Here is a 25,780-nt window from a genome sequence, read left to right as displayed (position 1 = left end):
CGGTCCTAATCCAATGTCACATTTTGCGCATTGATGTACTTGCGTCCAGCCTCCATCGCGTGACGCACGGCATCGCCCACGGGCAGGTGGCGGCTTTTGGCCAATTTGATCAGCATGGGAAGGTTCGCGCCATACAAAATGCGCCGATCCTGCGGCGCACAGGCCCGGAGGCTGAGGTTCGACGGGCTGCCACCGAACAGGTCCGTGACGATAACCACACCGCCGCCCATATCAACGTCGTTTGCGGCACGGCAGATTTCGGCCTGCTTTTCATCGCGGTCATGATCGGCTTCGATCGCAATCGCGACCAGGCCGGGCTGCGGCCCGACAACATGCTGCATGGCGGCCAGATACTCTTTGGCCAACCCTCCATGCGCTACGATCACTATCCCGATCAATCCGGCCTCACATTCAATGCGCGTCGTTCCATCTCGCGGTGCCTAATTGCCACCTGCTGCCCCCTGTCTGCAAGGGCTTTCGCAACCGCCTCAGCCAAAGCGACAGATCTGTGTTGGCCGCCGGTACAACCGAAAGCAACCGACAGGTGTGCTTTGCCTTCGGCGCGAAAGGCAGGCAACAGAAGGTCCAGCATTCCGACCACCCGGTCAAAGAACGGAGCGTAGTTCTTATCGGATTGGACATAGCGCGCCACGTCAGCGTTTCGACCGTCGGCAGCACGCAATTCGGGCCGCCAGTAAGGATTGGCCAGAAAACGGCAATCAAACACCATGTCGAGGCCGCGCGGCAGGCCGCGTTTGTAGGAAAAAGACTCGATCGAGACCGCAAGATGGCGGCCACCTTGTGGGGCGAACCAATGTTCGACCTCTTCACGCAGTTGGTGAACATTCAGGGCGCTGGTGTCGATCAGGGTATCGGCGATTTCGCGGATCGGGGCCAGCAGTTCTTTTTCCTGGCGCACGCCGGCTTCAGGGCCCGCGTCCTTCGCGACAGGGTGACGCCTGCGGGTTTCCGAGAAGCGGCGCAGAAGAACCTCATCACTGCAATCCAGATAGAGGACGGTCAGGTCAACCTGTTCCATACGGCCCAGCTTGGCGGCCAGTTCGATGAACCCGATGGTCGAGAAATCCCGGTTGCGCGCATCAATCCCCAAAGCCATGGGCCGATCATCCCCAGCCCCTTCCAGCAGGCGCGTCAGCAGGCCCATGGGCAGATTGTCTATTGCCTCAAACCCCAGATCCTCAAGCACGTGAATGGCTGTCGAACGCCCTGCCCCGGACGGCCCGGTCACCAGGACGATCCGCCGTTGCGCTGTCATGTGCTGGTCCATTCCGGGTATACGCGCCCCATTTTAAGCAGTTGCATCAGTGCTTCGGCCAAATTGGGCACGCCGGCGCCAAACAACAAGGGTACATAGTGCCCCAGCAACTGCAAAGTAACGGGCTCCGGCAGGCGGGCGGGCTGCGTCTGGTCCATATCGAGCACATAATCCAAAGCCACCGGGCCGCAAGGGGCGGCGCGCAACAGCCCTATGCCACGCGCCTCGATCAAGCCCGCAATCCGCTGTGGTGCGTCGGCAATCACCGCGCCCTCGTCCCGGCTCAGATCGACCCGGTCGTCGGCAACCAGATCGGCCCCAAGGGCAATCATGCGAAGGGCGAGTGAGGATTTACCCGACCCCGAGGCCCCAACGATCAGAAGCCCCCGCCCCTGAACCGCGACACAGGTCGCGTGAATACAGGCGCTATCTTTATCCGCAATGTCTGAAGGCGTCTGACTGCTCATCTCCTAGACAGGAAGCCCCACGACGAAACGCGCACCCAATGGCTCCGAGGTGACATCGGCTTCGGTCGGTCGGATATTCTCGGCCCAGATCACGCCGCCATGCGCCTCGACAATCTGTTTCGAGATCGCCAACCCGAGGCCCGAGTTATTGCCAAAATGTTCCTCGGGGCGCTCAGAGTAGAAGCGTTTGAACACTTTGGTCAGGGCCTGTTCCGGTATGCCGGGGCCTGTGTCTTCGACAACGACAAGCACACGGTGGTCGCGTTGACGTACCCAAACGCGGATCGCATCGCCCTCCTCGCAGAAGGAGATCGCATTGGTGATCAGATTGACGAAAACCTGGGCCAAGCGCGCCTCAAGCCCATTGATCACGATCGGGTCGGCGGGTAGATCGGTGGCGTATTCAATGCCCTTAGACTTGGCATCTTCGCCCAGAAACTGACCCAAATTGTCCAGCAGTTTCAGCAAGTCAAAGGGCTGCTCAGCCTCTTTCACAAGCTCCGCATCCAGCCGCGAGGCGTTAGAGATGTCGCTGACCAGACGGTCGAGACGCCGCACGTCATGTTCGATGACTCCCATCAGCTTTTCGCGCTGATCGTCGCGCTTGACCATCCGCAGCGTTCCCACGGCGGATTGAAGACTGGCCAGCGGGTTCTTGATCTCATGCGCCACGTCGGCCGCGAACTGTTCATTTGCGTCAATCCGGTTATAGAGTGCCGTGACCATGCCCCGCAGCGCCAGGCTAAGGCGACCAATCTCATCGGGACGCGCGCTGAGGTCCGGGATACGAATGCGGCCCGGATTAACGCCTGTACCCCGGTCCTTGCCCATCTCGGCCGCGGCGGCCAGATCGGCCAGCGGATTGGCAATGGTCGACGCCAGAACAAGGCTGAGACCGACCGAGACCAGCAGAGCCACAACAAACATTTGCAGGATCCGCTCCTGCTCTCGCCGGGCCAGCGCGTCGATCTCACCTGCCGGTCCGGTTATGGCAACAGCTCCAACCGTCGTGTCGTTGAACACGATGGGAGCGGCGGCAACGATCACCGTCTCTTCCATCTCGTCCTGCACAGCTTGCACCTGTGTTCTGCCGCCAAGCGTATCAGGGATGATGGATTGCACCCGTTGGGCCAGTGTCGGGGCCTCGTCAGTCGTTGACCAGTTGAATACCCGGGACACCCCGGTCCATACCGCATTCAAAGCGTCACTGATAACGGTGCTTCCGGTTTGGATGTCCGCCTCTGATTGCAGGATGGTTGACAGATCCACCGCAACTGAGGCACCCCGCGTCCAGCCGATCAACGTGCCGCTGGCGTCGTAGACGAAAACTTCGCCACCTTCTGGTAGGCTTAACCCTGCCAGCGTGTCACCCACATCCAGCACCCGCGGATTCTGAGCGCCCGCGGCTGCGTTCTGACGGATCTGAGCCTCGAACACGTTGCTGACCAGCTGCGCATCACCCATCAGGTTGCGCGCGGTTTGCTGAACCTGTTCCTTCCGAGAATCGTCCAGATACAAAAGCCCGGTCACCAGAATGACCAAAGCGATCAGGTTGAAGGTGACGATCTTGCGCGCCAAAGGCGAGCCACGCAGAGAAAACAGGTTCCTCCGCGACCGCTTTTCTCGCAGTTCAGCAGACTCGGGGTCTTGTGGGATAACCCAGTCATCCCCGATGACGACATCACCGTCGTGCAGCTCGTCAGATTGGTCAGTGTCACGCACGGGACCACAATACCTTCAAACGGGGCGCGTGCCTATTCTTCGTTGTAGCGGTAGCCGATGCCATAGAGCGTCTCGATGGCCGAGAACTCAGGATCAGCGGCGCGCATCTTCTTGCGAAGGCGTTTGATGTGGCTGTCGATGGTGCGGTCGTCGACATAGACCTGATCGTCATAGGCCACATCCATCAGCTGGTCGCGGCTTTTGACGAAGCCAGGGCGTTGCGCCAAGGCCTGCAGAAGCAGAAACTCGGTCACGGTCAACGAGACATCATTGCCCTTCCATGTCACCGCATGGCGCAGCGGGTCCATCCGAAGCTCACCACGTTCCATGACCTTCGCATCACCGGTGCTGACCGCAGCGCTATCGCCCTCGGTCGCTTCCTGACGACGCAGCAAGGCGCGAATACGTTCGACAAGAAGGCGCTGCGAAAACGGTTTCTTCACATAGTCATCCGCGCCCATGCGCAGACCCAGAACTTCGTCGATCTCGTCATCCTTGGAGGTCAGGAAGATAACCGGCATCTGGGTTTTCTGGCGAAGCCGCTGCAACAGATCCATCCCGTCCATCCGCGGCATCTTGATATCCAGAACAGCCATATCGGGCAGCTTTTTATTGAAAGCATCCAGCGCAGCCTGACCGTCATTATACGTTTCAACCTCGAAGCCCTCGGCTTCGAGCGTCATGGATACCGACGTCAGAATGTTTCTATCGTCATCCACCAGTGCAATCTTTGACATTGGGGTCACCCCTATTCCTGCTCACATACGCAATAATACGCTTTTTTGTAGGACATTGTTGGCGGTTTTAAGGCGCCGAATCAATCCGTAACCACGAATCAAGCCTTTCTTGCGGCAGTTCTGCGGCAAAAATGCCTTGCCGACCGCAAAATGCTGCCCGGTTTTCCGACAGGAAATTTGTGATGGCGCTAAACCTGAACTTGGTTGCGCTAACTGCGTCAAAGCCTCCTGTTCATGCCCCAAACGACCATGATAAGAGGACGCCTGTCCGCCGGAGTCGTCCGGCATGATTGCCCCAAGAGCGCACCGGGCCGAACTGCCTCCGCGCCGCCACAGGAGAAGACACACATGACATCTGGACGGGTTAACCCGCAATTCCGCCTCGAAGATCAGGGCATCGAGGGTCTGGGCAATGTCTATTACAACTTCATGGAACCGGCGCTGATCGAAGAAGCGCTGAAGCGCGGCGAAGGCACCCTTGGCAATGGCGGGGCCTTTCTGGTCACCACCGGCAAGTTTACTGGCCGTTCGCCGAAGGACAAACACGTCGTGAAAACCGACAGCGTCGCCGACAGCATCTGGTGGGAAAACAACGCCGCCATGAGCCCCGAAGGCTTTGACGCCCTGTACGAAGACATGCTGGCCCATATGAAAGGCCGCGACTATTTTGTGCAGGACCTCGTTGGCGGGGCCGATCCGACTTATTCGATCAATGTGCGTATGGTCACCGAGCTGGCGTGGCATAACCTGTTCATCCGCCATCTGCTGCGCCGCCCGGATCGCGAAGATCTCGACGATTTCACAGCTGACTTTACCATCATCAACTGCCCCAGCTTCAAGGCGGATCCCGCGAAGCACAATTGCCGTAGCGAGACAGTTATTGCACTGAACTTCGACCGCAAGCTGATCCTGATCGGCGGCACCGAATACGCTGGCGAGAACAAGAAATCCGTCTTCACCCTGCTGAACTACATGCTGCCGGAAAAAGGCGTGATGCCGATGCACTGCTCGGCCAACCACGCCGTTGGCAACCCGGTCGACACCGCTGTCTTCTTCGGTCTGTCCGGCACCGGCAAGACCACCTTGTCCGCCGATCCGGCACGGATTCTGATCGGTGACGACGAACATGGCTGGTCGGATCGGGGCACCTTCAACTTCGAAGGCGGCTGCTATGCCAAGACGATCAACCTGAACGCCGAGGCCGAGCCCGAGATCTACGCCACGACCTCGAAATTCGGCACGGTGATCGAGAACATGGTCTTCGATCCGGAAACCAAGGAATTGGATTTCGACGATGACTCGCTGACTGCAAACATGCGCTGTGCCTACCCGCTCGAGTATATCTCGAACGCATCCAGCAGCGCTCTGGGCGGTCATCCCAAGAACATCATTATGCTGACCTGTGATGCGTTCGGCGTACTGCCTCCGATCGCGCGGCTGACACCGGCGCAGGCCATGTACCACTTCCTGTCGGGCTTCACCTCTAAGGTAGCAGGTACCGAGCGTGGCGTGACCGAGCCGCAACCAACCTTCTCGACCTGCTTTGGCGCGCCCTTCATGCCGCGCCGCCCCGAGGCCTATGGCAACCTGCTGCGGGACAAGATCGCCCAGCACGGCGCGACCTGCTGGCTGGTCAACACAGGCTGGACCGGTGGTGCCTACGGGATTGGCAGCCGGATGCCGATCAAGGCAACCCGCGCCTTGCTGACTGCTGCGCTGGACGGTTCGCTGGCCGATGCCGAGTACCGCAAGGATGCCAATTTCGGCTTCGACGTGCCCGTCTCGGTTCCCGGAGTGCCTGAGGTTCTGCTGGATCCGCGCCGCACTTGGGACGATCAGGTTGCGTTCGACAAGCAGGCAGAGAAGCTGGTGCAGATGTTTGCGGAGAACTTTGAACAGTACATTCCGTTCATCGACGAAGACATCAAGGCTGTTGCCATCGGCTGACCTGAATCAAGGGCGCTTCGGCGCCCTTTTCTATGCCTGAGTGTTCACCTTCCGGTTACCGCGCGGAAACAGCATATACAAATGCGTTGTTCCGAAGTTTCCGATACGCTACAGTCAACACATTAAATTGGCCCGGAGCTTTTGCACCGGGCCGAATCTTAAAATAACCTTTGGGCAGCTCATGCGCGGACACTCACACCAGCGAATTGGGCAACCTAATGACGACGCTAGTCTAAGTAGATGGGGTAAAGTGTCAATATGAAACCAGCCAGACACCACGGTGTTTGGATATATTTCCAGGTCTCGGCTTTGGCCGCGTTGGCACGAAAAAGACAGGTAAGATATGACCGAAATCTCGAAACTCACCGAACTTCGCAAGCTCATGCAAAGCATGGAGCGCACACTAGGCCTTGAACAGCTTTCTCCGGTCGAGCGCGACATTTATTACGCGGCCGAAGAACTATCGAAAGCCGATCAGGAAGTCCGGACATTCGGCTTGATCGAACACACTCTGGTCCAGAGCGTTTCGCGGCCCACCTTTTTCCGCGCGCTGAAGTCGCTGGTCGAAAAGGGTTATCTGTCGCAAAGCGGCACAGCCAATCGCGGACGGTATATCGTACATGCACCAAGGTGACGCCGCGCCCCGGCAGATCAACGGCTGATCGACGTGCGCAAGTGGGCCTCGGAAACATTTTTTGCCTCTTTGGCCTATGTGATCGCATCCTTCCTCACTTTCGAGGTCCTTATGCCTTTGCAGAACTTGTTCTTTCCCGAATATCCAAGTCGGGCTAGTCTGCTGTTTCTGCCACATGGCGTGCGCGTTTTATCCGCGTGGCTATTGGGCTGGAGGGCGATCTTTGCCCTTCTTCCCGGTGTTTTCATCGTTTTCGCAGCACTCGGCGGCAGCGATGTATTCTTGCCCAGCCGTCTTATGGCGATGGCAATCGCAGTAACAACGGTTCCCGCGGTCTTCTATCTCTGCAAATGGCTCGGCTGGGATTTGTTCCCACGCGCTGACCGCAAACCCTGCTGGATCTGCATCATGGGCGTCGGCGTTGTGACCTCATTCCTGGTCTCGGGGCTGACGAACCTGGCCTTCGGCAGTGCGACCGCTGAGTACATAGCCTTTCTGATCGGAGACGTCTCAGGCCTGTTCTTCCTGATGCTCGGCCTCTATTTCGCGTTTCGCTTTGCGGACAAGCGGGCGTGATCTGCTAACTGAACAGACCACGGCGGACAAGGTTCAGCCCAGCGACCAACAGTACCAACAGGGTGATTTTCCGAAACAGGGCCTGATCAATGCGGTCCTGCAACCGCATCCCAAGCCACAACCCTGCAAGGGCTGGTACGACCAATACAGCCGAGAACGGCGCCGTCTCTCTGTTCAGTATCCCTGATCCGATATGTGCCACTGTCAACGCAATAGCACCCAAACCATAGATCACGCCCTGCACTCTCAACTGCTCTTGCTTTGGGGTGTTCAGGGCCGTCAGATACGCCACGGTCGGAGGCCCCCATACGCCCGAAATCCCACCGACAAAACCCGCAATTACGCCGAAGATCGCTTCGATACGCGCTGATGCTTCCTTGAGGGAAAAGGTGACCCCGAGGATCTGCAGCAATGCAAAGGCTGTCACCGGAATGCCGATCAACATCAGGAAGGTCGAGGCCGGAACCAGCGTCACCAACTGCGCTCCGATCAGCAGAAAGATCAAACCAACGCTCAGAAAGACCCGGAACCGCCGGATCGAGGCAATAGCCGCCCGCCCCCCTTCCTGCAGCGCCTGAACGCCGTTGGTCACAACGGTCGAGAAGATCAGACCGGCAACAGCAAGCTCGGGCGGCAGAAACATGCTCAGCCCAGAAACAAGAACCATCGGCATCGCGAAACCGACCATGCCTTTGACCCATCCGGCAAGACACGCAATCGCAGCAGCCAGAGCAAGATCGGTCGGAGAGAGTATGGAAAACAGTGTCATGCCGTCTAGATATCACCCTGCGCGCTCTCTGCACTGCAAAAATGCCAAGGTAATATTTGAACTTTTTCGCTACGTAATAAGTATTTTTGTTGCGCTGCACGTGCAGCATGATATGACCAGACGACGCAAAAGAGGACGTGATTCATGGCCCATGACGGACAGGATATGACCCAGATGACGACAGCTGCGATTTTGCGGGACCTTCTGGCCCTGACAAAGGCCGCTGTACCAGCGGTTGAAGCTGTATTTGAGCGCGCGCGCGATTCGGTGCGGTCCATGGTCGAGGCTGACGGTCGCATCTCGGGTGCGTTGATCGAGGCGAACCAGACAGCTGCTCACGGGCTGGCATGGCTGGCGACCTATCATCAGTCCCTTGCACAGATGCAACGCTGGGCCGAAGCGCTTGAGGCGGACGGCAAGTTTGGCGAGATTGAGCAACTGCTGCACCAGATCGCCTTTGGTGAGTATCTGCATCAGGTCGCTGGCGGTATCCCCATGAACCAAGGCGAAGTTGTACGCCTGCAGGATCTGGGGCTGGGCTGGGACGCTCTGTCCGGGTTCCAGACTTCTGAGATCCAGACACTGATGGCGCAGGCCAATACGCAAGCCGCGCGGTCGCGCCTAGTCGCTCTCATGGAAGACCAGGCGGGAGCCACCATGTTCGGCGCGTCGGGTCTGGACGAAGAACTTGAGATGATCCGTGACCAATTCCGCCGTTATGCCGTCGAAAAGGTCGAACCGCACGCCCATGACTGGCACCTGAAGGACGAGTTGATCCCGATCGAAGTCATCGAAGAACTGGCCGAGATGGGCGTTTTCGGCCTGACCATTCCCGAAGAGTTCGGCGGGTTCGGCCTGTCCAAAGCCTCGATGTGCGTGGTGTCCGAGGAGCTGTCGCGGGGCTATATCGGCGTCGGTTCTCTGGGCACACGCTCCGAGATTGCGGCCGAGCTGATCATCGCAGGCGGCACGGATGAGCAAAAAGCAAACTGGCTGCCGAAGCTGGCCAGCGCTGAAATTCTGCCGACCGCCGTGTTCACGGAACCCAATACAGGCTCGGATCTGGGCAGCTTGCGCACCCGCGCGGTCAAGACCGCCGATGGCGACTATGAGATCACCGGCAACAAAACGTGGATCACCCACGCGGCCCGCACCCATGTGATGACCCTGCTGGCGCGCACCAATCCTGACAGCACCGATCACCGTGGACTGTCGATGTTCCTGGCCGAAAAGACACCGGGCACGGACGAGGCCCCCTTCCCCACCCCCGGTATGACCGGCGGTGAGATCGAGGTGCTGGGCTATCGCGGCATGAAGGAATACGAGCTGGGCTTCGACGGCTTCCAAGTGAAGGGTGAAAACCTTCTGGGCGGTGAAGAAGGCAAAGGCTTCAAGCAGTTGATGGAGACTTTTGAATCCGCCCGCATCCAAACCGCCGCCCGCGCCATCGGCGTTGCGCAAAGTGCGCTGGATATCGCGATGCAATACGCGCAGGACCGCAAGCAGTTTGGCAAATCGCTGATCAACTTCCCGCGCGTGTCCGGCAAGCTGGCGATGATGGCGGTTGAGATCATGATCGCGCGGCAGCTGACCTATTTCTCGGCCTGGGAAAAAGACCACGGCCAACGCTGCGATCTAGAGGCCGGTATGGCCAAGCTGCTGGGCGCGCGTGTGGCCTGGGCCGCGGCCGATAACGCGCTGCAGATTCACGGCGGCAACGGCTTCGCGCTGGAATACAAAATCAGCCGCGTCCTGTGCGACGCGCGTATCCTGAACATTTTCGAAGGGGCTGCCGAAATTCAGGCACAGGTCATCGCACGGCGTCTGCTGGGCTGACCGAAATTCGGCAACTTCATTTCCCCAACTGAACCCGGCGCCCGCGCCGGGTTTTTTTCTTGACTTGCTTATATTGTGCACGGCGCTAACCGTGTGTCCCACAAAGCCAACAGAACCGATTCTGAACACTCTTCACTGCAACTTCCCCCTTCCCGATCCCGCGCAGATCACTTACACGACCTCTCGAAACCCGGACGGAGAGACGAACGTGATACGCCTGACCGCGCTGCTTGCTGCCTTGGTGATGCTGACCCTTGGGGCTTGCGCTCCGTCTTCGACTGTTACACGGGCGGATGTCGATGGGCTGGCGCTTGAGATCCGCAACCTTGGCCCCAATGTCGACCCGGCCGAGGCCCGCCGCGCCGCAGAAATCTCGTACAGCTATTCGCAACAATTGAAGCGCGACTGGAACGTGACGGATTCGCCGATCGTTCACAACGCCAAGGTCATCAACGGCTTTCGTGACTATGGCCTGTGCAATGACTGGGCGCAGGCCATGACCCGGCGCTTGCAGCAAGAGGACTTTCAAACGCTGGACGTGCATTGGGCCACCTCTCCTCCGACCACGTTCCGCATCATCCACCATTCGGCAGCGATCAGCGCGCGGGGAGACAGCCTGAAGGACGGCGTGATCCTTGATCCCTGGCGGCAGAGCGGCGACCTGTTCTGGGGCGAGATCTCGGAAGACGACCGCTACAACTGGCGACCCCGGCTGGAAGTGCGCGAAGAGCTGATCTCGGCTAGCGCGGGCAGCTGAGATTCCGGTTCAGCCCAAACCGAAGTCGCGATAGATTGTGCGCATGTTACGCTTGACCCTCGTTCTGCCCTTGATGGCGCTGTTTCAATGCGACCGCGACGAAACCGTGGCGGCCTACGGCGCGTCTGACCGGTCCTGGGTGCTGCAAGAGATTGACGGGCAGCCCTTTCAAGCCAGCGCCCTGCTGCAATTCCCCGAAGAGGGCAAGATCGCGGGCAATGCCCCCTGCAATAGCTACAATGGCACGCTGAACGCGCCCTATCCTTGGTTCGAGATCAAGGACCTTGCCGCCACCCGCGCCGCCTGTGCCGCGCTTGAGGCCGAGGGCATGTATTTCGCGGCCCTGTTGGCGATGACACAATCCGAGGTTTCGGGCGATGTTCTTATTCTGCGCAATGAGGACGGGCACGAGATGTTGTTCAAAGCCGCCGAGTAAGCCTCTCGATGAACCGCGCCCGCGCCTCGGGCAGTGGATGATGGCCCAGCGCGGGCGCAACGCGGTGTTCCATGAAATACCCTGTCGTGTTCAGCCCCTGCACGATCTCGGCATCCGGGGCCGTCCCTTCGCCCCGCAGACAGGGTGGCAGGGGCAACAGGCGGTCGGCCCACTCCCCGGCTCCCTCAACGCTGACAGCCCGACCCGTTTTGGGAGAGACATAGACCAGCCCCTCGGTCGCGCCGGTTACAGCGCAAGAGGACAGGTCGAGGCCAAAGCCCAGCTCCTCAAGCAGCGCAAGTTCCCACCGCAGATAGGCCAGCGGCCAGATCTCATCCTGCCCTAGCAGATCCATCAACTGCTCGGTCTGGGTATAGATGGCGGGATGCGGCTCGCGCTCGGGCAGGCAAAAGGACAACAGGGACACCACGGCGTTCAGCCCCGCCAACGCAAGCCGACCGGAAAATGCCGCTGCCGCGCGCGACCGCAGCGGTTCGACTTGGAAAGTGCCTATATGTTCCTCAAGCCGCGCACGCCACAGCACGTCCAGTTGCGCGCCGGGCTGTAGGATCGGCGCGATCTTGCGGCTGGTTCCCCCACGCACCACGCCCGCATGACGACCATGGGCCTCGGTAAAGACCTCGATGATCGCGGCCGTTTCACCGTGGCGGCGCGTGGTCAGTAAGATGCCGTGATCGCGCCAGTCCAAGGCAAGCTCCGGTCGGGGTGGGAAATCGCTCGCCTCACAAGAGCGCAACTGCGCGGCGGGCGCAAGCGGGATGGGGACTCGACAAACCGGGCGCTTGGTCCAAGATTATCATTGGGCGCGCGATGGGAGGGAGGACAAAGATGCCAGGCAGAGTTTGGGTTTTGCTATTTGCAAGCTTGATCGGCTTTAGCCCTCTTTCCGCATTCGCTCAGGCAGACTGGTCGCAGGTGAAGCCGGTTCTCGACAAGCGATGCGTGGTTTGCCACGGCTGCTACGATGCTCCCTGTCAGGTCAAGCTGACCTCACCCGAGGGGCTGCTGCGCGGCGGCAACAAGCTGGCGGTTTACCATTCGCAGCGTCTGGAAGATGCCCAACCCACCCGTTTGGGGCAGGATGCCACAACGGTTGAGGGGTGGCGGGATTTGGGATTCCATGCAGTTCTTCCGCAGGTACAAGGCGAGACCAGCTTACTGGAACGCTATCTGGCCTTGGGGGCCGAGAACCCTCTGCCCGCAAACGCGCCTCTGCCCGATTCGTTGGGGCTGGCGCTTGACCGCCCCTTGGTCTGCCCAACCGATCAGGAGTTCGACGCCTTCCGCGAAAGTCATCCGACGGCCGGAATGCCCTATGGGACCGCGCCACTGGCAGCCTCAGAGCATGCGCTGTTGATGGATTGGGTGCAGAGCGGAGCAGCCTTGCCTGAGGCGGCTACGCCATTGCCGGACGATATCCAAGGGCAGGTTACCGCCTGGGAGGCGTTCTTCAACGCCCCCGACCCGCGCGCTCAATTGATGAACCGGTATCTGTTCGAACATTTGTTTCTGGCCCGCCTGCATTTTGAAGGCGATGACCCACGGCGGTTCTTTCAATTGGTCCGGTCCAGAACGCCCAACGGAGAAAAGATCGACATCATCGCCACCCGCCGCCCGTTTGATGACCCCGGCGAAGGGCCGCTCTACTACCGTCTACAACCGGTCAATGAAACCATCGTCCATAAAGAACACCTGGTCTATACGCTAAGCCCTGATCGCATGGCGCGGTTTCAGGCGCTATTCCTGCAGCCCAACTGGGCACTGACCAACATGCCCTCCTATGGCGATGCCGAGGGCGGAGACCCGTTCTCGACCTTCGCGGCAATCCCCGCGCGCAGCCGCTATCAATTCCTCTTGGACGACGCGCTGTTCTTCGTACGCAGTTTCATCCGCGGCCCCGTCTGTCACGGAGAGACTGCCGTTGACGTCATCGAGGACCGGTTCTGGGTCAGTTTCCTTGACCCCGACGCCGACCTCTCGATCACCGACCCTAGCTTTCTGGCCGAGGGCGCTGCGCTTCTTGAGCTGCCCGTCTCGCAAGTGGATCAAAGCTTGGGCGACCTGCACATGTTCTCGCATCAGAACCAGGCCCAGTACCTTGAGTTCCGCGATACCCGATATCGCAACAGCCCCGCGCATCAAACCGGTTGGGGCTATGACGCGATCTGGGATGGCGAGGGCACCAACCCGAACGCCCTGATCACCGTGTTTCGGCACTTCGACAACGCTTCGGCCCTGACTGGGTTTCATGGCGATATCCCGGAAACCGCTTGGGTTATCGACTATCCGGTGTTTGAACGGATCTACTATAATCTGGTCGCTGGCTATGACGTGTTCGGACGTGTCGAGCATCAACTGGCGACCCGAATCTACATGGACGAATTGCGCATGGAGAGTGAGGACAACTTCCTGACCTTCATGCCGCGGAATCTGCGGCCGGGTATGCACGAAAGCTGGTATCGGGGCGTTCTGGCCAGGTTGCACACTTTCTGGCACACCCGCCGCATCGACGACACGATGCCCACGGGGATCACATTTGAAACAAACGCCCCGAAGCAGGAGTTTCTTCTGCACCTTGTCGACCGCGGCAATGGTCTATGGTCGCGCTCAGACTCGATCAACCGATGCGATGGCGCGGATTGCGCTCAGGATGCGCTGACTGCGCTGGCCAGCCAGACCGGGCCTTGGGTCAAGTTCCTGCCCGACCTTTCCTTGCTGGTGGTCGAAGCAAGCGACGAGAAGGACGAGGTTTTCACGCTGATCCACGACAAAGCCCATACCAACATAGCCTTCCTGTTTGACGAATCCGCCCGGCGAGAACCCGAAAAAGACGTTCTGACCATTCTGCCTGAGATGATCGGAAGCTACCCAAACTTCTTCTTCAAACTGCCTGAGGCGCAATTGCACGGCTTTGTTCAGGCTGTGAAAGCTGTCGCCACGCACGAGGACTGGATGCAGCTGGTTGCCGATTTTGGCGTGCGTCGGACCAGCGAAGATTTCTGGGCCATCAGCGATCAAATCCATGCCCGTTTTCTGAAGAACAAACCAATTCAGGCGGGCATTCTGGACCTCAACCGGTACAAAGACCCAAAGCCCGGCAATGATCCGAAATGAGCATTGCAGTTTGATGAAGAGGGGATGAAAAACGCCCGCCAGCGCCGCAAGCTGTGACACCCACACGATAAGTTCAGCCCGGCAGACTTGCCCAAAGGCGACAGCGGCCCTACCCTTTAAACATGCGATCTTTTGCACATATCCGGCCAGCCTACAGCCGGGCCGAGCGCATCAGTGACGGAGTTGTACATGTTCTGGGCCTGTTTCTAGCCCTCATCGCGGTTCCCATCCTGATTGTCATGACGGTGTACTATCGCGCCGACCCGGACGCGGTCATGGGCGCGTCGATCTACGGAATGACGCTGATCCTGATGCTCAGCTTTTCTGCGCTCTACAATATGGTCGTCAGCGACCGATGGTCAGAAGTTCTGCGCAGGCTGGATCACTCGGGCATCTATGTGAAAATTGCAGGCACCTACACGCCTTTCCTGCTGCTGTCCGGAGCGCAGGCCCCGGGGCTGATGATCGGCCTTTGGTCCTCGGCCACGCTGGGATCAGTGTTGAAAATGGTGGACCCGCACCGCTTTCGCTGGATCGGGCTGGTCTTGTATCTGGGCATGGGCTGGGCCGCCGTCTGGAGCGGGCACGCTTTGCTGGACGAGCTGCCACCTTCGGTACTTGCTCTGATGATTGCCGGAGGGGTAGTCTACACCGCAGGCGTCATCTTCTACCTGTCCGACTGGATGCCCTATCACAACACGATCTGGCATGTTTTCGTTCTGGCAGGTAGTGTTCTGTTCTTCGCCGCCGTATCACTACGGGTGTCGCTGGAGCCGCTGTTGCTAGGCTAATGCCCACTCAGAACGTTAGGCCCGCGTGCATCAGGATACCAACCACCATCAACAGGTTGAGGATCATCGAGATCCCATTGCCCACATAAATCGGCAGCTTTCCGACCACCAACCCATAGGCAAACCACAGGAAGGACAGCGCAGCATAGAGCGACCAGGACAAAAGCGACTGGCCGGTGGCGTGTTGCGAGTGGGTGAAATACAGCTTGATCAGCTGCGGCAGCGTGGCAAAGGGGCCGACGACACCAATGAAGACCATGAAGCCTTCGAATCGCTGCATCCAATGACCGAGGTTCGATTTTTCAAGTTTCTCAGCGAGTGTTTCAGCCACGCCAACACCTGACCTTTTTGCGGTTTTCTCAACGATCGGCCTTTGCCGATCTGCCCTTCAAACTAGACGGTTTGAGCCGCCTGTCCAAGTCCCTGTAAGTGGGGCTATTCCAGCCCCTCTTCATCCAGTAAATGCCGCCCCTGCCGGTCTTCGACCTCGATCACCCAGAGATCAGGGTCAAAGCTGCGTTGGCGCTGGATGGCCTCGTCCACATCACCCTCGGCGCCGCTAGAGAGTTCTACCCATTTGCGCGCGCCGCTCATCAGGTCAAAGCTGCGTTGGAAGGCCACCGCCTGCCCATCAAGCGTGTTGAGCTTGACCAGCACCGCACCCGCCGTGTTGTCGCCATGCGCCACCACAAAGGCCGGGATTTCCTGAAACCGCAGCCGTGCCAGATAGGCATGGACCCAGAAGTCTGCGGTCAGACGGGTCATGCGTTGCCGTCTTTGAAATCCAGACCCATTTCCGAGTACCGCTCGGATTCCTCCAGCCAGTTGGGCCGGACTTTGACCTGCAGGAACAGGTGAATCTTGCGGTCGAGGAACTCTTCCAGTTCGGCCCGCGCGGCTTGACTAACAGCCTTGATCGTTTCGCCTTTTTTGCCCAGCACGATGCCTTTGTGGCCGTCGCGCATGACATAGATAATCTGATCAATCCGGGCCGAGCCGTCTTTGCGCTCTTCCCAGCTCTCGGTTTCGACGGTCAGCTGATAGGGCAGTTCCTGATGCAGGCGCAGGGTCAACTTTTCGCGCGTCATCTCGGCGGCGATCATGCGAAGGGGCAGATCGGCGATCTGGTCTTCGGGATAAAGCCAAGGACCTTCAGGCAGCTCACCCGCCAGCCATTTACGCAGGTCGTCGACGCCGTGGCCTTTCTCGGCCGAGATCATGAAGGTCTCAGCAAAAGGGTAGCGGTCGTTCAGGTCACTGGTCAGTGCCAGCAGCTTCTCCGACGGCACCTTGTCGATCTTGTTGATGGCCAGCGCGATGGTGCGGCCCTGTCCGATCTCTTCGAGACCTTCGAGGATCCGCTCGACGCCTTCGGTGATGCCGCGATGGGCCTCGATCATCAAGACAACCACATCCGCATCCGCGGCCCCACCCCACGCAGCGGCAACCATCGCACGGTCCAGACGGCGGCGGGGCTTAAAGAGACCAGGCGTGTCGACAAAGACCAGCTGCGCGTCTCCCTCCATCGCCACGCCACGAATGCGGGCGCGGGTGGTCTGCACCTTATGCGTCACGATCGAGACCTTGGCCCCGACCATGCGGTTCAAAAGGGTGGATTTGCCTGCATTGGGCTCTCCGATCAGGGCGATAAATCCGGCGCGTGTGGTCATGTGTGTTGCGATCCTGTTTGCAAGTGCGCACCCCTATAGCAGAATGCCCGCGCGGGCCAGAGGGTTTTGTCGCATTGCGATCCGTTGTGCGCAGTGAAACTGTAGCCATACGCCACGCCGATGACAGCCAGGCGAGGATTTCATCAAAGAGGCAAATCATGAAACGTCGCGAGTTCCTTTTGGGCACCAGCGCCGCCGCAGGGGCAATCGGATTGGGAGGGTTCGGTCTAGCCTCGGCCGCGCCCGAACTGGTCATCCAATCGGCCAGTTTTACACTGCGCGATCAGGTGACGACCGGGATGGTCAGCCTGTCCTCGGATGCGCCGCCGCCGGTGCTGCGGGGCCGTCAGGGTGAAGCGATGCGCCTGCCGGTGCGCAACTCGACACTGAACTACACCGCGATGCATTGGCACGGGCTGCGTATTCCCAATGCGATGGACGGCGTGCCCTATCTGACCCAGATGCCGATTGGGCCGAATGAACTGTTCGACTATGAGTTCACGCCCCCCGACGCCGGGACCTATTGGTACCACCCGCATTGCATGACGATGGAGCAGATGGCCCATGGTCTGACCGGCGTGATGGTCATTGCCGAGGCCGAAGATCCCGGATTTGACAGCGAACAGGTCGTCAATCTGCGTGATTTCCGGCTGGATGACGAGGACCAGTTCTTGCCCGCGTACACCCAGCGCGGCGCTGCGCGAGCCGGGACATTCGGCAATCTACAGACCGCAAACTGGCTGGATGCGCCTGTCTATGACCACGTCTCGGGCGGGTTGGTACGACTGCGGGTGATAAACACGGATACGACCCGGATCTATCGGCTGCATCTCAAGGGCGCCAAAGCCCGGATCATCGCATGGGACGGTCATCCGCTTAATGTCGAAGTTCCCCTGCCAAGCGCCGATGAACCCCTGCTGGTTGGTCCGGGTCAACGGGTGGATTTCGCGGTGGCGATGCCCTCTGGCGAGGGGCAGATGGTGGATCTGGTCGCGAAGCTGCCGGGTCGGCCGCATCGTCCGATGGCACGTCTTCGGGCCGTAGGCGCGGATGTTGCGCGCGATTTGCAGGAGTTGAAACCACTGCCCCCGAATCCGGTTGCACGGCCTGATCTGACCAAGGCCGAACTGCATGAGTTCGTCTTTGGCTGGACCCCCGAAGGTGGAGAGCCGAATAACGGGTTCTGTGGCTCTCTGGGGTATAATTTCTGGTCGATCAACCGGACCCCGTGGGCGGGAGATGCCACCGAGGGCGTTGGCCCTCTGGCCGTATTGGAGATGGGCAATAGCTATGTTCTGCGGCTACGAAACGAATCGCCGAACCTGCACCCGATCCATTTGCATGGGCTTGTATTTACGCCTTTGAAGTCGAACCTACGCAAACTGCCGCCTTTGCTGACCGATACCATGCTGCTTCTGAAGGATGAGGTCGTTGAGATCGCTCTGGTCGCCGACAATCCCGGTGACTGGGCCTTTCATTGCCATGTGATCGAGCATCAGAAAACTGGTCTGACCGGGTATATCCGGGTGGTCTAGGGATTGGATTGGCTGCGCCAATCCAACCGGGAGGGGGCCAGCCCCCTCGTCCGGATTTCATCCGGCCTCACCCCCGGGATATTTTTAGCCAGATGAAGAGCGGATCGGGTTTTGGAAGATGAACGGGGCTACTTCGGTAGCGCGTCCAGAAGGGCCTTTGCCGCCGCCTGTTCGGCCTGGCGCTTTGATCCGGCGGTGGCCTGTGCCTCGGTACCGTCTTGTAGGCGGGCGGCGATGGTGAAAACCGGGGCGTGGTCGGGGCCGCTGCGATTGACCTCGATATAGCTGGGGGGCTTCTGGCCGCGGGCCTGCGCCCATTCCTGCAGCGAGGTTTTGGCATCGCGGGCGTCGGATTCGACCGAGTGGATGCGATTCCCCCAGAGGGCGAGGATGACGTCGCGAGCGGCCTCGAACCCGGCGTCGCGGTAGATGGCGGCGATCACTGCCTCCATGGCGTCGCCCAGAAGCGCCTGTTTGCGGCGCCCCCCGGACAGCATCTCGGACCGGCCCAGCTTGAGCACGGCACCCAGATCAATTTGACGGGCGACATCGGCACAGGCTTCTTTACGCACCAGCGCGTTGAAACGAGGGGCCAGCTGGCCTTCGGAGGCTTTCTTATCCGCCTCCAGCAATGCTGTTGCCATCACCAGACCCAGCACGCGGTCGCCCAGAAATTCGAGCCTTTGGTTATCGGGCCGGGTGGCGGAGGAAACCGAACCGTGGGTCAGTGCACGCACCAACAGTTCGGGGTTCGAGAATTCGTACCCCAAGCGGTGTTGAAATGCCTTTATGTCGGCCGATACCTTCAATTGACCGCCTTAAAGAAGCGGTCGCTGCGCCACGTCCAGAAGAACAGCATAGACCGGCCGGCCGAAGAGAACATGATCCGGTCGGCACGACCGATCAGATTTTCGTAAGGAACATAGCCTACACCGCCAGCAGATTGCGGCAGACGGCTATCAGCAGAGTTGTCCCGGTTGTCACCCATGAAGAAATAGTGGCCTTCGGGCACGGTGTATATGCCGGTATTGTCGGACCCCTGATTGCCGATACTCAGCACGTCATAGGATACGCCATTGGGCAGGGTCTCAACAAAGCGCTCTTTCTCGCAGACGCCACCGATACCGACCGGACCGTTGGAGCATCGTGGACGCAAGCGTTGCGGGCCTTGCGGAGCCGCCACTTCGGTAAACACACCATCGGCTTGTTGCGGGACAGGTGTGCCGTTCAGAATGATCTGCCCCTGACGGACCTGAACGCGGTCGCCCGGCAGACCGATGAGGCGCTTGATGTAGTCACGCCCCGTCACAGGGTGACGGAAGACGATCACATCGCCGCGCTGGGGCTCTCCGCCCCAGATGCGGGTATTGTCGTCACCCGGAAGCCAGCCGCAGATATCCTCGGCGTCGATATTCAGACCGACACTGGGGATGATCAGGCTGGGGCAGGAGGCGTAGGAGTAACCGTAGGCCATCTTATTGACGAACAGGAAATCGCCGATCAGCAGGGTCTGCTTCATCGAGCCGGAGGGAATCCAGAAGGGCTGGAAGAACAGGGTGCGGAAAACGCCTGCGATCAACAGGGCGTAGACAATGGTTTTGATCGTCTCCCAGATGGGATTTCCGGTTTTGACGTCCTCGGCCATACTGCTCTCTGCTCCTTGGTGTGTTGGGTGCTACATGCGGGCCATGCGGGGGCAAGTCAAGGCTGCGTACCGGCTTCTTGAAACGGGCGCGCCTCGATCACCACAAAGGCCTGCGCCCAAGGGTGGTCATCGGTCAGGGTGACGTGGATGATCGCCTCATGTCCGGGGGGCGTCATCTGGTGCAGCCGGTCGGCGGCCCAGCCGGTTACATGCATCACGGGCTGGCCCGTGTGCAGGTTGCTGACCGCCATGTCCTTCCAGGCGATGCCCATGCGCAGACCGGTGCCCAGCGCCTTGGAGCAGGCCTCTTTCGCCGCCCAGCGTTTGGCATAGGTGCCTGCGGTGTCGTGGCGACGTTCGGCCTTGCGCTGCTCGGTCTCGGTGAACACGCGATTGCGGAAACGGTCGCCGAAACGGTCGAGCGTGCGCTGAATCCGCTCGATATTCGCGAGATCTGTGCCAACGCCTAGGATCACGACAACCGCACCGTCAAAATCTTATAGCTGGCGACGCCGAAGAACCCTGCAAAGGCAAAATCGAACCAACGTCGAGCACGCCGGTAGGCGCTAACCATACGCACCGAGGAAAACAGGAAGGCGTAACCGATGAAGATCAGCAAAGATCCCGCATAAAGTAGGCCGAAATATCCCAACAACACCCATAGGCTGGCATCATTTGGGGCAACAATCGCATAGATCGATCCCCAACTGAGGATCGCCTTGGGGTTCGTCAGGTGAATGGCTGCACCTTTCGCAAAGATCGTACGCAGCGACCCGGTGACAGGCTTGCCCAACGGCACCTCTCCGGCCGTCATCGCGCGGCGAAGGGCCTTGAGGGCCAGCCAGCCCAAATAGGCGACACCAAAGTAACGGATCACCTCGAAGACCCAGACATTTGCCAGCATGATCGCCGACAAGCCCAGCGCGGCGGCAACCCCCCAAGCAGCAGAGCCCGCGCATATGCCAAGTGCAAAGACCAGCCCTGCGCGGCGACCTTCAGTCATAGCGGTACCGGCAATGCCCATGGTGGCCGGACCGGGTGAGCCACCAGCCATCAACCAGGCAAACCAGATCGCTATGAAAGTCGGCGTGATCACGCCCGCGCCTCATCCATCAGGCGGCGCATTTCCTGTATGGCGGGGGTGAGGCCCAGAAAGATCGACTCGCCGATCAGAAAGTGGCCGATGTTCAACTCCCGCACCTCGGGGAAGGCCGCTACGGGTTTCACCGTCTCATAGGTCAACCCGTGGCCTGCATGGACTTCGAGACCCAGCGAATGCGCAAACGTCGACATCTGGCGCAGGCTTTCCAGCTCACCCTCGGCGTCTTCCATGCGGCCTTCGGCGAAGGCATCGCAATAGGCGCCTGTGTGTAGCTCGATTACCTCGGCGCCGATGCGATGGGCGGCCTCGATCTGGCGTTGGTCGGCGGCTATGAAGATCGACACGCGACAACCGACATCGCGAAGCGGAGCAATGAAATGGGCCAGTTTGTTTTCCTCGCGCGCGACTTCGAGCCCGCCTTCGGTGGTGCGTTCCTCGCGCTTTTCCGGCACGATACAGACCGCATGAGGTTTGTGCCGAAGGGCGATCTTCTGCATCTCGTCAGTGGCCGCCATCTCAAAGTTCAGCGGAACCGAGAGGACGTCCATCAACCCGTCGATATCAGCGTCCGAGATGTGACGGCGGTCTTCGCGCAGATGCGCCGTGATGCCATCGGCCCCGGCCTCTTCAGCCAGCTTGGCGGCGCGCAGCGGGTCTGGGTAAGCCCCGCCGCGTGCATTGCGCACGGTGGCGACGTGGTCGATATTCACACCAAGACGCAGATAAGTGTCAGACATCGCGCGATTCCTTTTTCACGGTTTGAGCTGAAGCTAGTGCCTTTTCCACCGAAGTGTCAGCCTCGGTTTCGGCAAGACGTTTGATTTCTTCGAATTTGGCTTTGATCCGTGCGCGGCGGCGCTGTTGATAGGTGCGGATCAGCGGCAGGCTGAGGTAAAAGCAGATTACCCCCGCCAGCAGACCGGGAAGAATGCCGCCGATCATATAGGGGTAGAATACCTCGCGGTAGAAAAGGCCGAGGCCGTGCCAATCTGCGACGCGGTCAGTGAAGATGGCGAGAAAGTTGTTCTTCAGATCGCCCATCGCATCCGCGAATTTCCCCATCAGGCCGCGGGTTTCGCTTTTCTCGAATTCGGTACCCAGAAGGAAATGCCCCGTCTGCAGGCAGATGACGCCAATCGGAACATAGGTCAGCGGATTGCCGAAGAACGTGCCGCTGAGGGCGGCCACGATATTGCCGTTGAGCAGGCGCGCACCGATTGCGGCGACCAGAAAATGCAGCCCATAGAAGGGGGTAAACGCGGCAAACACCCCTGCCCCGATACCGCGTGCGATCCGCTCTGGCGAGTCCGGCAAACGGCGAACGCGATGTTTGACATAGTGAAAGGCGCGGGTCCATCCGCCACGTGGATAGACAAACTCAGATGCGGCCTGAATGGGAGAGCGTCGATCTCGGCGCTTGAAAACCACTCCTGATCACCTCATCTCAACCAGCCGGCAGGGCGGCATTTTCACGCTCTCGGTACCGTTCGACAGCGGCCACGTCACTTTCTGCCTCGAGCATCAGCATCAGCGAATGCAATTGTTCAAGGTCTCGCAGTTCGACATTGATCAGCAGTCGGTAAAAATCCGGTTTGCGGTCGACGAACTCAAGGTTCGAGATATTGGCCTTTTTCTCGCCGATCAATGTGCAAATACGCCCCAGTACGCCCGCATCGTTGCCGATGGTGAGGTCAAGTGTCGCGCCATAGACCGCCGGGTGGGTGCCGGAATGCCAGTGAAGATCGACCCACCGCTCGGGCTCATTCTCATATGCGCCCAGGCGGTTGCAGTCGATTGCGTGAACCTCAACGCCCTTGCCCCGATGCGTGATGCCGACAATCCGCTCGCCCGGAAGGGGCTGACAGCAGGGGGCGCGGTCGAATTTCTGACCTGGTTCAAGACCAATCACGGCGCGCCGCAGCGGGATCGCATCGCCGTCGTCCTGTGTCAGTTCCGGATAAACGGCGCTGACCACATCATGGGCTGTCAGTTCGGCACTGCCCAAACGCGCCAGCAACTCATGCCGGTCTTTCAGACGCAGGTGCTTGGCGGCTGTATCCAGCGCCTTGTCTGTGGATTTGCGACCCACATGTTCAAAACCGGAACGCGCAAGCTCTTTGCCAAGTTTGATGAACCGCTCACGGTCAACCTCGCGCAGGGCACGGCGGATCGCGGTGCGGGCCTTGCCGGTGACCGCGATCTCAAGCCAAGTGACCTGAGGGGTCTGGCCATCGGCGGTGATGATATCGACTGACTGCCCGTTCTTCAGCCGGGTCCAGAGCGGCACGCGGATCGCATCGACCTTTGCCCCGACACAGGCATGCCCGATACGGGTGTGGATGGCGTAGGCAAAATCAATCGGCGTCGCCCCACGTGGTAGCTTTACGACATCGCCTTTCGGCGTGAAGCAGAACACCTGGTCCGAGTACATCTCAAGCTTGACGGCTTCGAGGAAGTCTTCGTGATCTTCCTCATTGTCGAATTGCTCGGTCAGGTTCGAAATCCACTTGGCGGGGTCGACCGCAAATGGGTTTTCGGTCCGGACGCCGTCGCGATAAGACCAATGCGCGGCCACACCTGTTTCGGCCACATCATGCATCTGGCGGGTACGAATCTGAACTTCGACCCGTTTGCCGTCACGCCCTGATACAGTCGTATGTATTGAGCGGTAACCATTCGATTTCGGCTGAGAGATATAGTCCTTGAACCTTCCGGGCACCGCGCGCCAGCGCTGGTGGATCGCGCCGAGGGTGCGGTAGCAGTCTTCCTCGGTTTCGGTGATGATCCGGAACCCGTAGATATCGGACAGGCGCGAGAAGCCCTGATCCTTTTCCTGCATTTTGCGCCAGATCGAATAGGGTTTCTTGGCACGACCAAAAACTTCGGCCTCTATGCCCGCTTTTTCCAGCTCATGGCGCATATCGCCGGTGATCCGGTGAATCACGTCTCCGGTTTCGCGCTGCAGGGTGATGAAGCGGCGGATGATCGACTGACGTCCCTCGGGGTTCAGCACACGGAAGGCGAGGTCTTCGAGTTCCTCGCGCATCCACTGCATCCCCATCCGACCCGCAAGCGGCGCGTAGATATCCATGGTCTCGCGTGCTTTGACGATCTGCTTTTCGGGGCGCATCGCCTTGATCGTGCGCATATTGTGCAGACGGTCCGCCAGCTTGACCAAAATCACCCGCAGGTCCTTGGACATGGCCATGAACAGCTTGCGGAAATTCTCGGCCTGTTTGGTTTCACGGCTTGAGAGTTGCAGGTTGGTCAGTTTGGTAACGCCATCGACCAGTTTGGCGACCTCATCCCCGAACAGCTCGGCCACTTTACCATAGCTGGCTTTGGTGTCTTCGATCGTGTCGTGCAAAAGCGCCGTGATAATGGTCGCATCATCCAGACGCTGTTCGGTCAGGATGGCGGCAACGGCAACGGGATGGGTAAAGTAGGGCTCACCGGAATGGCGGAACTGCCCTTCATGCATCTGCTGGCCGAATTCATAGGCCTTTGCGATGCGTTCAGCGTTTGTCTTTGGGTTATAATTGCGGACCAGCGCAATCAGGTCGTCAACAGAAATCATCCGGTCCGCACCTTCGTTTTGAGGGCTTACCCCTGCCCTTGAGCCTCCATCAGAGCACGCAGGAGTTTTTCTTCCGACATGTCATCTTCGGCAGGCTTGTCCGATTCGGCACCCATCAGCAGCGCCATCTGATCCTCTTCCGGCTCATCAACCTCGATCTGGGTCTGGTTGGCCTCGATCAGACGCTCGCGCAGTTCATCCGCGCTCTGGGTTTCGTCGGCGATTTCACGCAGCGAGACAACGGGGTTCTTGTCGTTGTCACGGTCCACAGTGATCGGTCCACCGGCAGAAATCTCGCGCGCACGATGGGCGGCAAGCATCACCAGTTCAAACCGGTTGGGAACCTTGTCTACGCAGTCTTCAACCGTCACGCGGGCCATGGAACGCTACTCCGTTGCTGAGTCCATATCAGGAAGAGTTGTATCTAAGACCGATTGAACGCCTTGACAAGCAGGAAATAACGCAAATCCACCAATCTACAAAGGTGTGACCGCTGCTATATCTTCAGCTGGCAGTGCCACGAGCATTTGTTGGACGGTCTGGTCTAGAACCGGATGGCGCCAATCCGGGGCCACGTCGGCCATGGGGACAAGCACAAACGCCCGGTCCTGCAGGCGGGGATGGGGCAAAATCAGCTGCTCTGGCGCCTCTTGACGCTGTGCATCCGCGGGCAGGCTCAGCCAGCGATCGAAGGTGGCGGGATCGGGCAACACCTGATCATCGTAGCACACCAGATCCAGATCCAGCGTCCGCATCCCCCAGCGCTGCACCCGCTCACGACCGAACTCATGCTCGACCTCATGCAGGACCGCCAGCAGCTGTGCAGGTGGAAGGTCAGTCTCGATTAAAAGGGCTGCATTGACATAGTCGGGGCCCGCACCAGGAGGGAAACAGGGGGTTTCAAAAAACCGGCTTTCGGCGCGAATCACCACACCACGGTCCGCAAGCGCTGTTATTGCGTTGCGAAGTGTCACCTTGGGCCCTAGTCCGCTCAGATTGAGATTTGCGCCCATCGCAACAACTGCATTTGACGTGGTTTTGCCCATTAATACCCCCATATTCGGCCAAATGCATACTTGCGATGCGCATTAAAAGTCCTAATTATAGGCACACCAGCACGCTTAATTTTACACCACTCACTCTTAAACGCGCAGCGGGCTGGATTATA

Annotated in this window: 29 protein-coding genes; 9 read left to right on the top strand and 20 right to left on the bottom strand. The window is 59.3% G+C overall.

What is annotated here, in order from left to right:
• Positions 1-5: 5 nt before the first annotated feature.
• From ACR0J4_RS20100 to ACR0J4_RS20075, 6 genes are read right to left on the bottom strand one after another with little or no spacing between them, the layout of a single operon-like run.
• Complete coding sequence (locus ACR0J4_RS20100; protein ID WP_170380426.1) at positions 6-398, bottom strand: PTS sugar transporter subunit IIA; 393 nt, start codon at positions 396-398, stop codon at positions 6-8.
• Positions 395-1,288: an RNase adapter RapZ gene (gene rapZ, locus ACR0J4_RS20095; protein ID WP_480668800.1), complete on the bottom strand. Its 894-nt coding sequence runs from the start codon at positions 1,286-1,288 to the stop codon at positions 395-397. The genes ACR0J4_RS20100 and rapZ overlap by 4 nt, the downstream gene beginning before the upstream one ends.
• Complete coding sequence (locus tag ACR0J4_RS20090) at positions 1,273-1,743, bottom strand: HPr kinase/phosphatase C-terminal domain-containing protein (RefSeq protein WP_170643741.1); 471 nt, start codon at positions 1,741-1,743, stop codon at positions 1,273-1,275. The genes rapZ and ACR0J4_RS20090 overlap by 16 nt, the downstream gene beginning before the upstream one ends.
• Before the next feature lie 3 nt (positions 1,744-1,746).
• Positions 1,747-3,465 carry a sensor histidine kinase gene (locus ACR0J4_RS20085; protein WP_170556405.1) on the bottom strand — a complete coding sequence of 573 codons (1,719 nt, stop codon included), beginning with the start codon at positions 3,463-3,465 and terminating at the stop codon, positions 1,747-1,749.
• A 32-nt stretch (positions 3,466-3,497) separates the two neighbouring features.
• The gene (locus tag ACR0J4_RS20080) at positions 3,498-4,202 is read right to left on the bottom strand and encodes a response regulator transcription factor (RefSeq protein WP_170380430.1); all 705 of its coding nucleotides are present in this window, start codon (positions 4,200-4,202) and stop codon (positions 3,498-3,500) included.
• A 21-nt stretch (positions 4,203-4,223) separates the two neighbouring features.
• On the bottom strand, positions 4,224-4,490 hold the full coding sequence (locus tag ACR0J4_RS20075) for a hypothetical protein (RefSeq protein WP_170556404.1): 267 nt from the start codon (positions 4,488-4,490) through the stop codon (positions 4,224-4,226).
• A gap of 60 nt (positions 4,491-4,550) precedes the next feature.
• Here ACR0J4_RS20075 and ACR0J4_RS20070 point away from each other — a divergent pair, with 60 nt between their 5' ends.
• The 3 genes from ACR0J4_RS20070 (at position 4,551) to ACR0J4_RS20060 (ending at position 7,359) form a co-directional block, all read left to right on the top strand.
• A complete protein-coding gene (locus ACR0J4_RS20070) occupies positions 4,551-6,149 on the top strand; it encodes a phosphoenolpyruvate carboxykinase (protein WP_170641378.1) in 1,599 nt (532 codons plus the stop codon).
• A gap of 391 nt (positions 6,150-6,540) precedes the next feature.
• Positions 6,541-6,783: a hypothetical protein gene (locus ACR0J4_RS20065; RefSeq protein WP_480668799.1), complete on the top strand. Its 243-nt coding sequence runs from the start codon at positions 6,541-6,543 to the stop codon at positions 6,781-6,783.
• Between the two features lie 180 nt (positions 6,784-6,963).
• Entirely contained in the window at positions 6,964-7,359 is a 396-nt protein-coding gene (locus tag ACR0J4_RS20060; protein WP_480593159.1) for a hypothetical protein, read from the top strand.
• 4 nt (positions 7,360-7,363) lie between these two features.
• On the opposite strand, the gene ACR0J4_RS20055 is transcribed toward ACR0J4_RS20060, so the two are convergent.
• A complete protein-coding gene (locus ACR0J4_RS20055; protein WP_170643742.1) occupies positions 7,364-8,128 on the bottom strand; it encodes a sulfite exporter TauE/SafE family protein in 765 nt (254 codons plus the stop codon).
• 144 nt (positions 8,129-8,272) lie between these two features.
• Here ACR0J4_RS20055 and ACR0J4_RS20050 point away from each other — a divergent pair, with 144 nt between their 5' ends.
• The 3 genes from ACR0J4_RS20050 (at position 8,273) to ACR0J4_RS20040 (ending at position 11,157) form a co-directional block, all read left to right on the top strand.
• Complete coding sequence (locus ACR0J4_RS20050) at positions 8,273-9,964, top strand: acyl-CoA dehydrogenase family protein (RefSeq protein ID WP_170643743.1); 1,692 nt, start codon at positions 8,273-8,275, stop codon at positions 9,962-9,964.
• Positions 9,965-10,172: 208 nt separating this feature from the next.
• Complete coding sequence (locus ACR0J4_RS20045; protein ID WP_480668798.1) at positions 10,173-10,721, top strand: hypothetical protein; 549 nt, start codon at positions 10,173-10,175, stop codon at positions 10,719-10,721.
• 43 nt (positions 10,722-10,764) lie between these two features.
• On the top strand, positions 10,765-11,157 hold the full coding sequence (locus ACR0J4_RS20040; protein ID WP_170556400.1) for an META domain-containing protein: 393 nt from the start codon (positions 10,765-10,767) through the stop codon (positions 11,155-11,157).
• On the opposite strand, the gene recO is transcribed toward ACR0J4_RS20040, so the two are convergent.
• Positions 11,141-11,866 (bottom strand): DNA repair protein RecO, encoded by a 726-nt coding sequence (recO, locus tag ACR0J4_RS20035; protein ID WP_170556399.1) that lies wholly within the window; start codon positions 11,864-11,866, stop codon positions 11,141-11,143. The genes ACR0J4_RS20040 and recO overlap by 17 nt on opposite strands.
• Before the next feature lie 140 nt (positions 11,867-12,006).
• Between recO and ACR0J4_RS20030 the strand changes: the two genes are divergently transcribed.
• The gene (locus ACR0J4_RS20030; protein ID WP_170643744.1) at positions 12,007-14,292 is read left to right on the top strand and encodes a fatty acid cis/trans isomerase; all 2,286 of its coding nucleotides are present in this window, start codon (positions 12,007-12,009) and stop codon (positions 14,290-14,292) included.
• Positions 14,293-14,414: 122 nt separating this feature from the next.
• The gene (gene trhA, locus ACR0J4_RS20025) at positions 14,415-15,083 is read left to right on the top strand and encodes a PAQR family membrane homeostasis protein TrhA (protein ID WP_170474098.1); all 669 of its coding nucleotides are present in this window, start codon (positions 14,415-14,417) and stop codon (positions 15,081-15,083) included.
• Positions 15,084-15,090: 7 nt separating this feature from the next.
• On the opposite strand, the gene ACR0J4_RS20020 is transcribed toward trhA, so the two are convergent.
• The 3 genes from ACR0J4_RS20020 to era form a co-directional block, all read right to left on the bottom strand.
• Complete coding sequence (locus ACR0J4_RS20020) at positions 15,091-15,414, bottom strand: SemiSWEET transporter (RefSeq protein WP_170474102.1); 324 nt, start codon at positions 15,412-15,414, stop codon at positions 15,091-15,093.
• A gap of 104 nt (positions 15,415-15,518) precedes the next feature.
• The gene (locus tag ACR0J4_RS20015; protein ID WP_170474105.1) at positions 15,519-15,848 is read right to left on the bottom strand and encodes a DUF1491 family protein; all 330 of its coding nucleotides are present in this window, start codon (positions 15,846-15,848) and stop codon (positions 15,519-15,521) included.
• On the bottom strand, positions 15,845-16,753 hold the full coding sequence (gene era / locus ACR0J4_RS20010; protein WP_170494058.1) for a GTPase Era: 909 nt from the start codon (positions 16,751-16,753) through the stop codon (positions 15,845-15,847). The genes ACR0J4_RS20015 and era overlap by 4 nt, the downstream gene beginning before the upstream one ends.
• 158 nt (positions 16,754-16,911) lie before the next feature.
• On the opposite strand from era, the gene ACR0J4_RS20005 reads away from it, so the two are divergent.
• The gene (locus ACR0J4_RS20005) at positions 16,912-18,288 is read left to right on the top strand and encodes a multicopper oxidase family protein (RefSeq protein ID WP_170643745.1); all 1,377 of its coding nucleotides are present in this window, start codon (positions 16,912-16,914) and stop codon (positions 18,286-18,288) included.
• Between the two features lie 128 nt (positions 18,289-18,416).
• Here ACR0J4_RS20005 and rnc read toward each other — a convergent pair whose 3' ends face one another.
• From rnc to folK, 9 genes are all read right to left on the bottom strand, one after another.
• Positions 18,417-19,097 (bottom strand): ribonuclease III, encoded by a 681-nt coding sequence (rnc, locus tag ACR0J4_RS20000; RefSeq protein WP_170643746.1) that lies wholly within the window; start codon positions 19,095-19,097, stop codon positions 18,417-18,419.
• Positions 19,094-19,933, bottom strand: coding sequence for a signal peptidase I (gene lepB / locus ACR0J4_RS19995; protein ID WP_170643747.1), 840 nt, complete (start codon positions 19,931-19,933; stop codon positions 19,094-19,096). The genes rnc and lepB overlap by 4 nt, the downstream gene beginning before the upstream one ends.
• 56 nt (positions 19,934-19,989) lie before the next feature.
• The gene (acpS, locus tag ACR0J4_RS19990; RefSeq protein ID WP_170643748.1) at positions 19,990-20,409 is read right to left on the bottom strand and encodes a holo-ACP synthase; all 420 of its coding nucleotides are present in this window, start codon (positions 20,407-20,409) and stop codon (positions 19,990-19,992) included.
• Complete coding sequence (locus ACR0J4_RS19985; protein WP_170556389.1) at positions 20,406-21,029, bottom strand: LysE family translocator; 624 nt, start codon at positions 21,027-21,029, stop codon at positions 20,406-20,408. The genes acpS and ACR0J4_RS19985 overlap by 4 nt, the downstream gene beginning before the upstream one ends.
• Positions 21,026-21,772, bottom strand: a complete 747-nt coding sequence (locus ACR0J4_RS19980) for a pyridoxine 5'-phosphate synthase (protein ID WP_170556388.1) — start codon at positions 21,770-21,772, stop codon at positions 21,026-21,028. The genes ACR0J4_RS19985 and ACR0J4_RS19980 overlap by 4 nt, the downstream gene beginning before the upstream one ends.
• On the bottom strand, positions 21,765-22,463 hold the full coding sequence (locus ACR0J4_RS19975; RefSeq protein WP_170556387.1) for a DUF2062 domain-containing protein: 699 nt from the start codon (positions 22,461-22,463) through the stop codon (positions 21,765-21,767). Before ACR0J4_RS19975 ends, ACR0J4_RS19980 begins: the two co-directional genes overlap by 8 nt.
• Positions 22,464-22,479: 16 nt before the next feature.
• Positions 22,480-24,612 carry a RelA/SpoT family protein gene (locus tag ACR0J4_RS19970; protein ID WP_170643749.1) on the bottom strand — a complete coding sequence of 711 codons (2,133 nt, stop codon included), beginning with the start codon at positions 24,610-24,612 and terminating at the stop codon, positions 22,480-22,482.
• A gap of 26 nt (positions 24,613-24,638) precedes the next feature.
• Positions 24,639-24,992: a DNA-directed RNA polymerase subunit omega gene (gene rpoZ, locus ACR0J4_RS19965; RefSeq protein ID WP_170380450.1), complete on the bottom strand. Its 354-nt coding sequence runs from the start codon at positions 24,990-24,992 to the stop codon at positions 24,639-24,641.
• A gap of 96 nt (positions 24,993-25,088) precedes the next feature.
• Positions 25,089-25,658: a 2-amino-4-hydroxy-6-hydroxymethyldihydropteridine diphosphokinase gene (folK, locus tag ACR0J4_RS19960; protein ID WP_170643750.1), complete on the bottom strand. Its 570-nt coding sequence runs from the start codon at positions 25,656-25,658 to the stop codon at positions 25,089-25,091.
• Positions 25,659-25,780 lie beyond the last annotated feature (122 nt).

It is taken from the genome of Ruegeria sp. B10 (genome assembly GCF_056539825.1).
The sequence above is the reverse complement of the archived record's forward strand: the minus strand, read 5'-3'. Positions and strand labels throughout refer to the sequence as shown.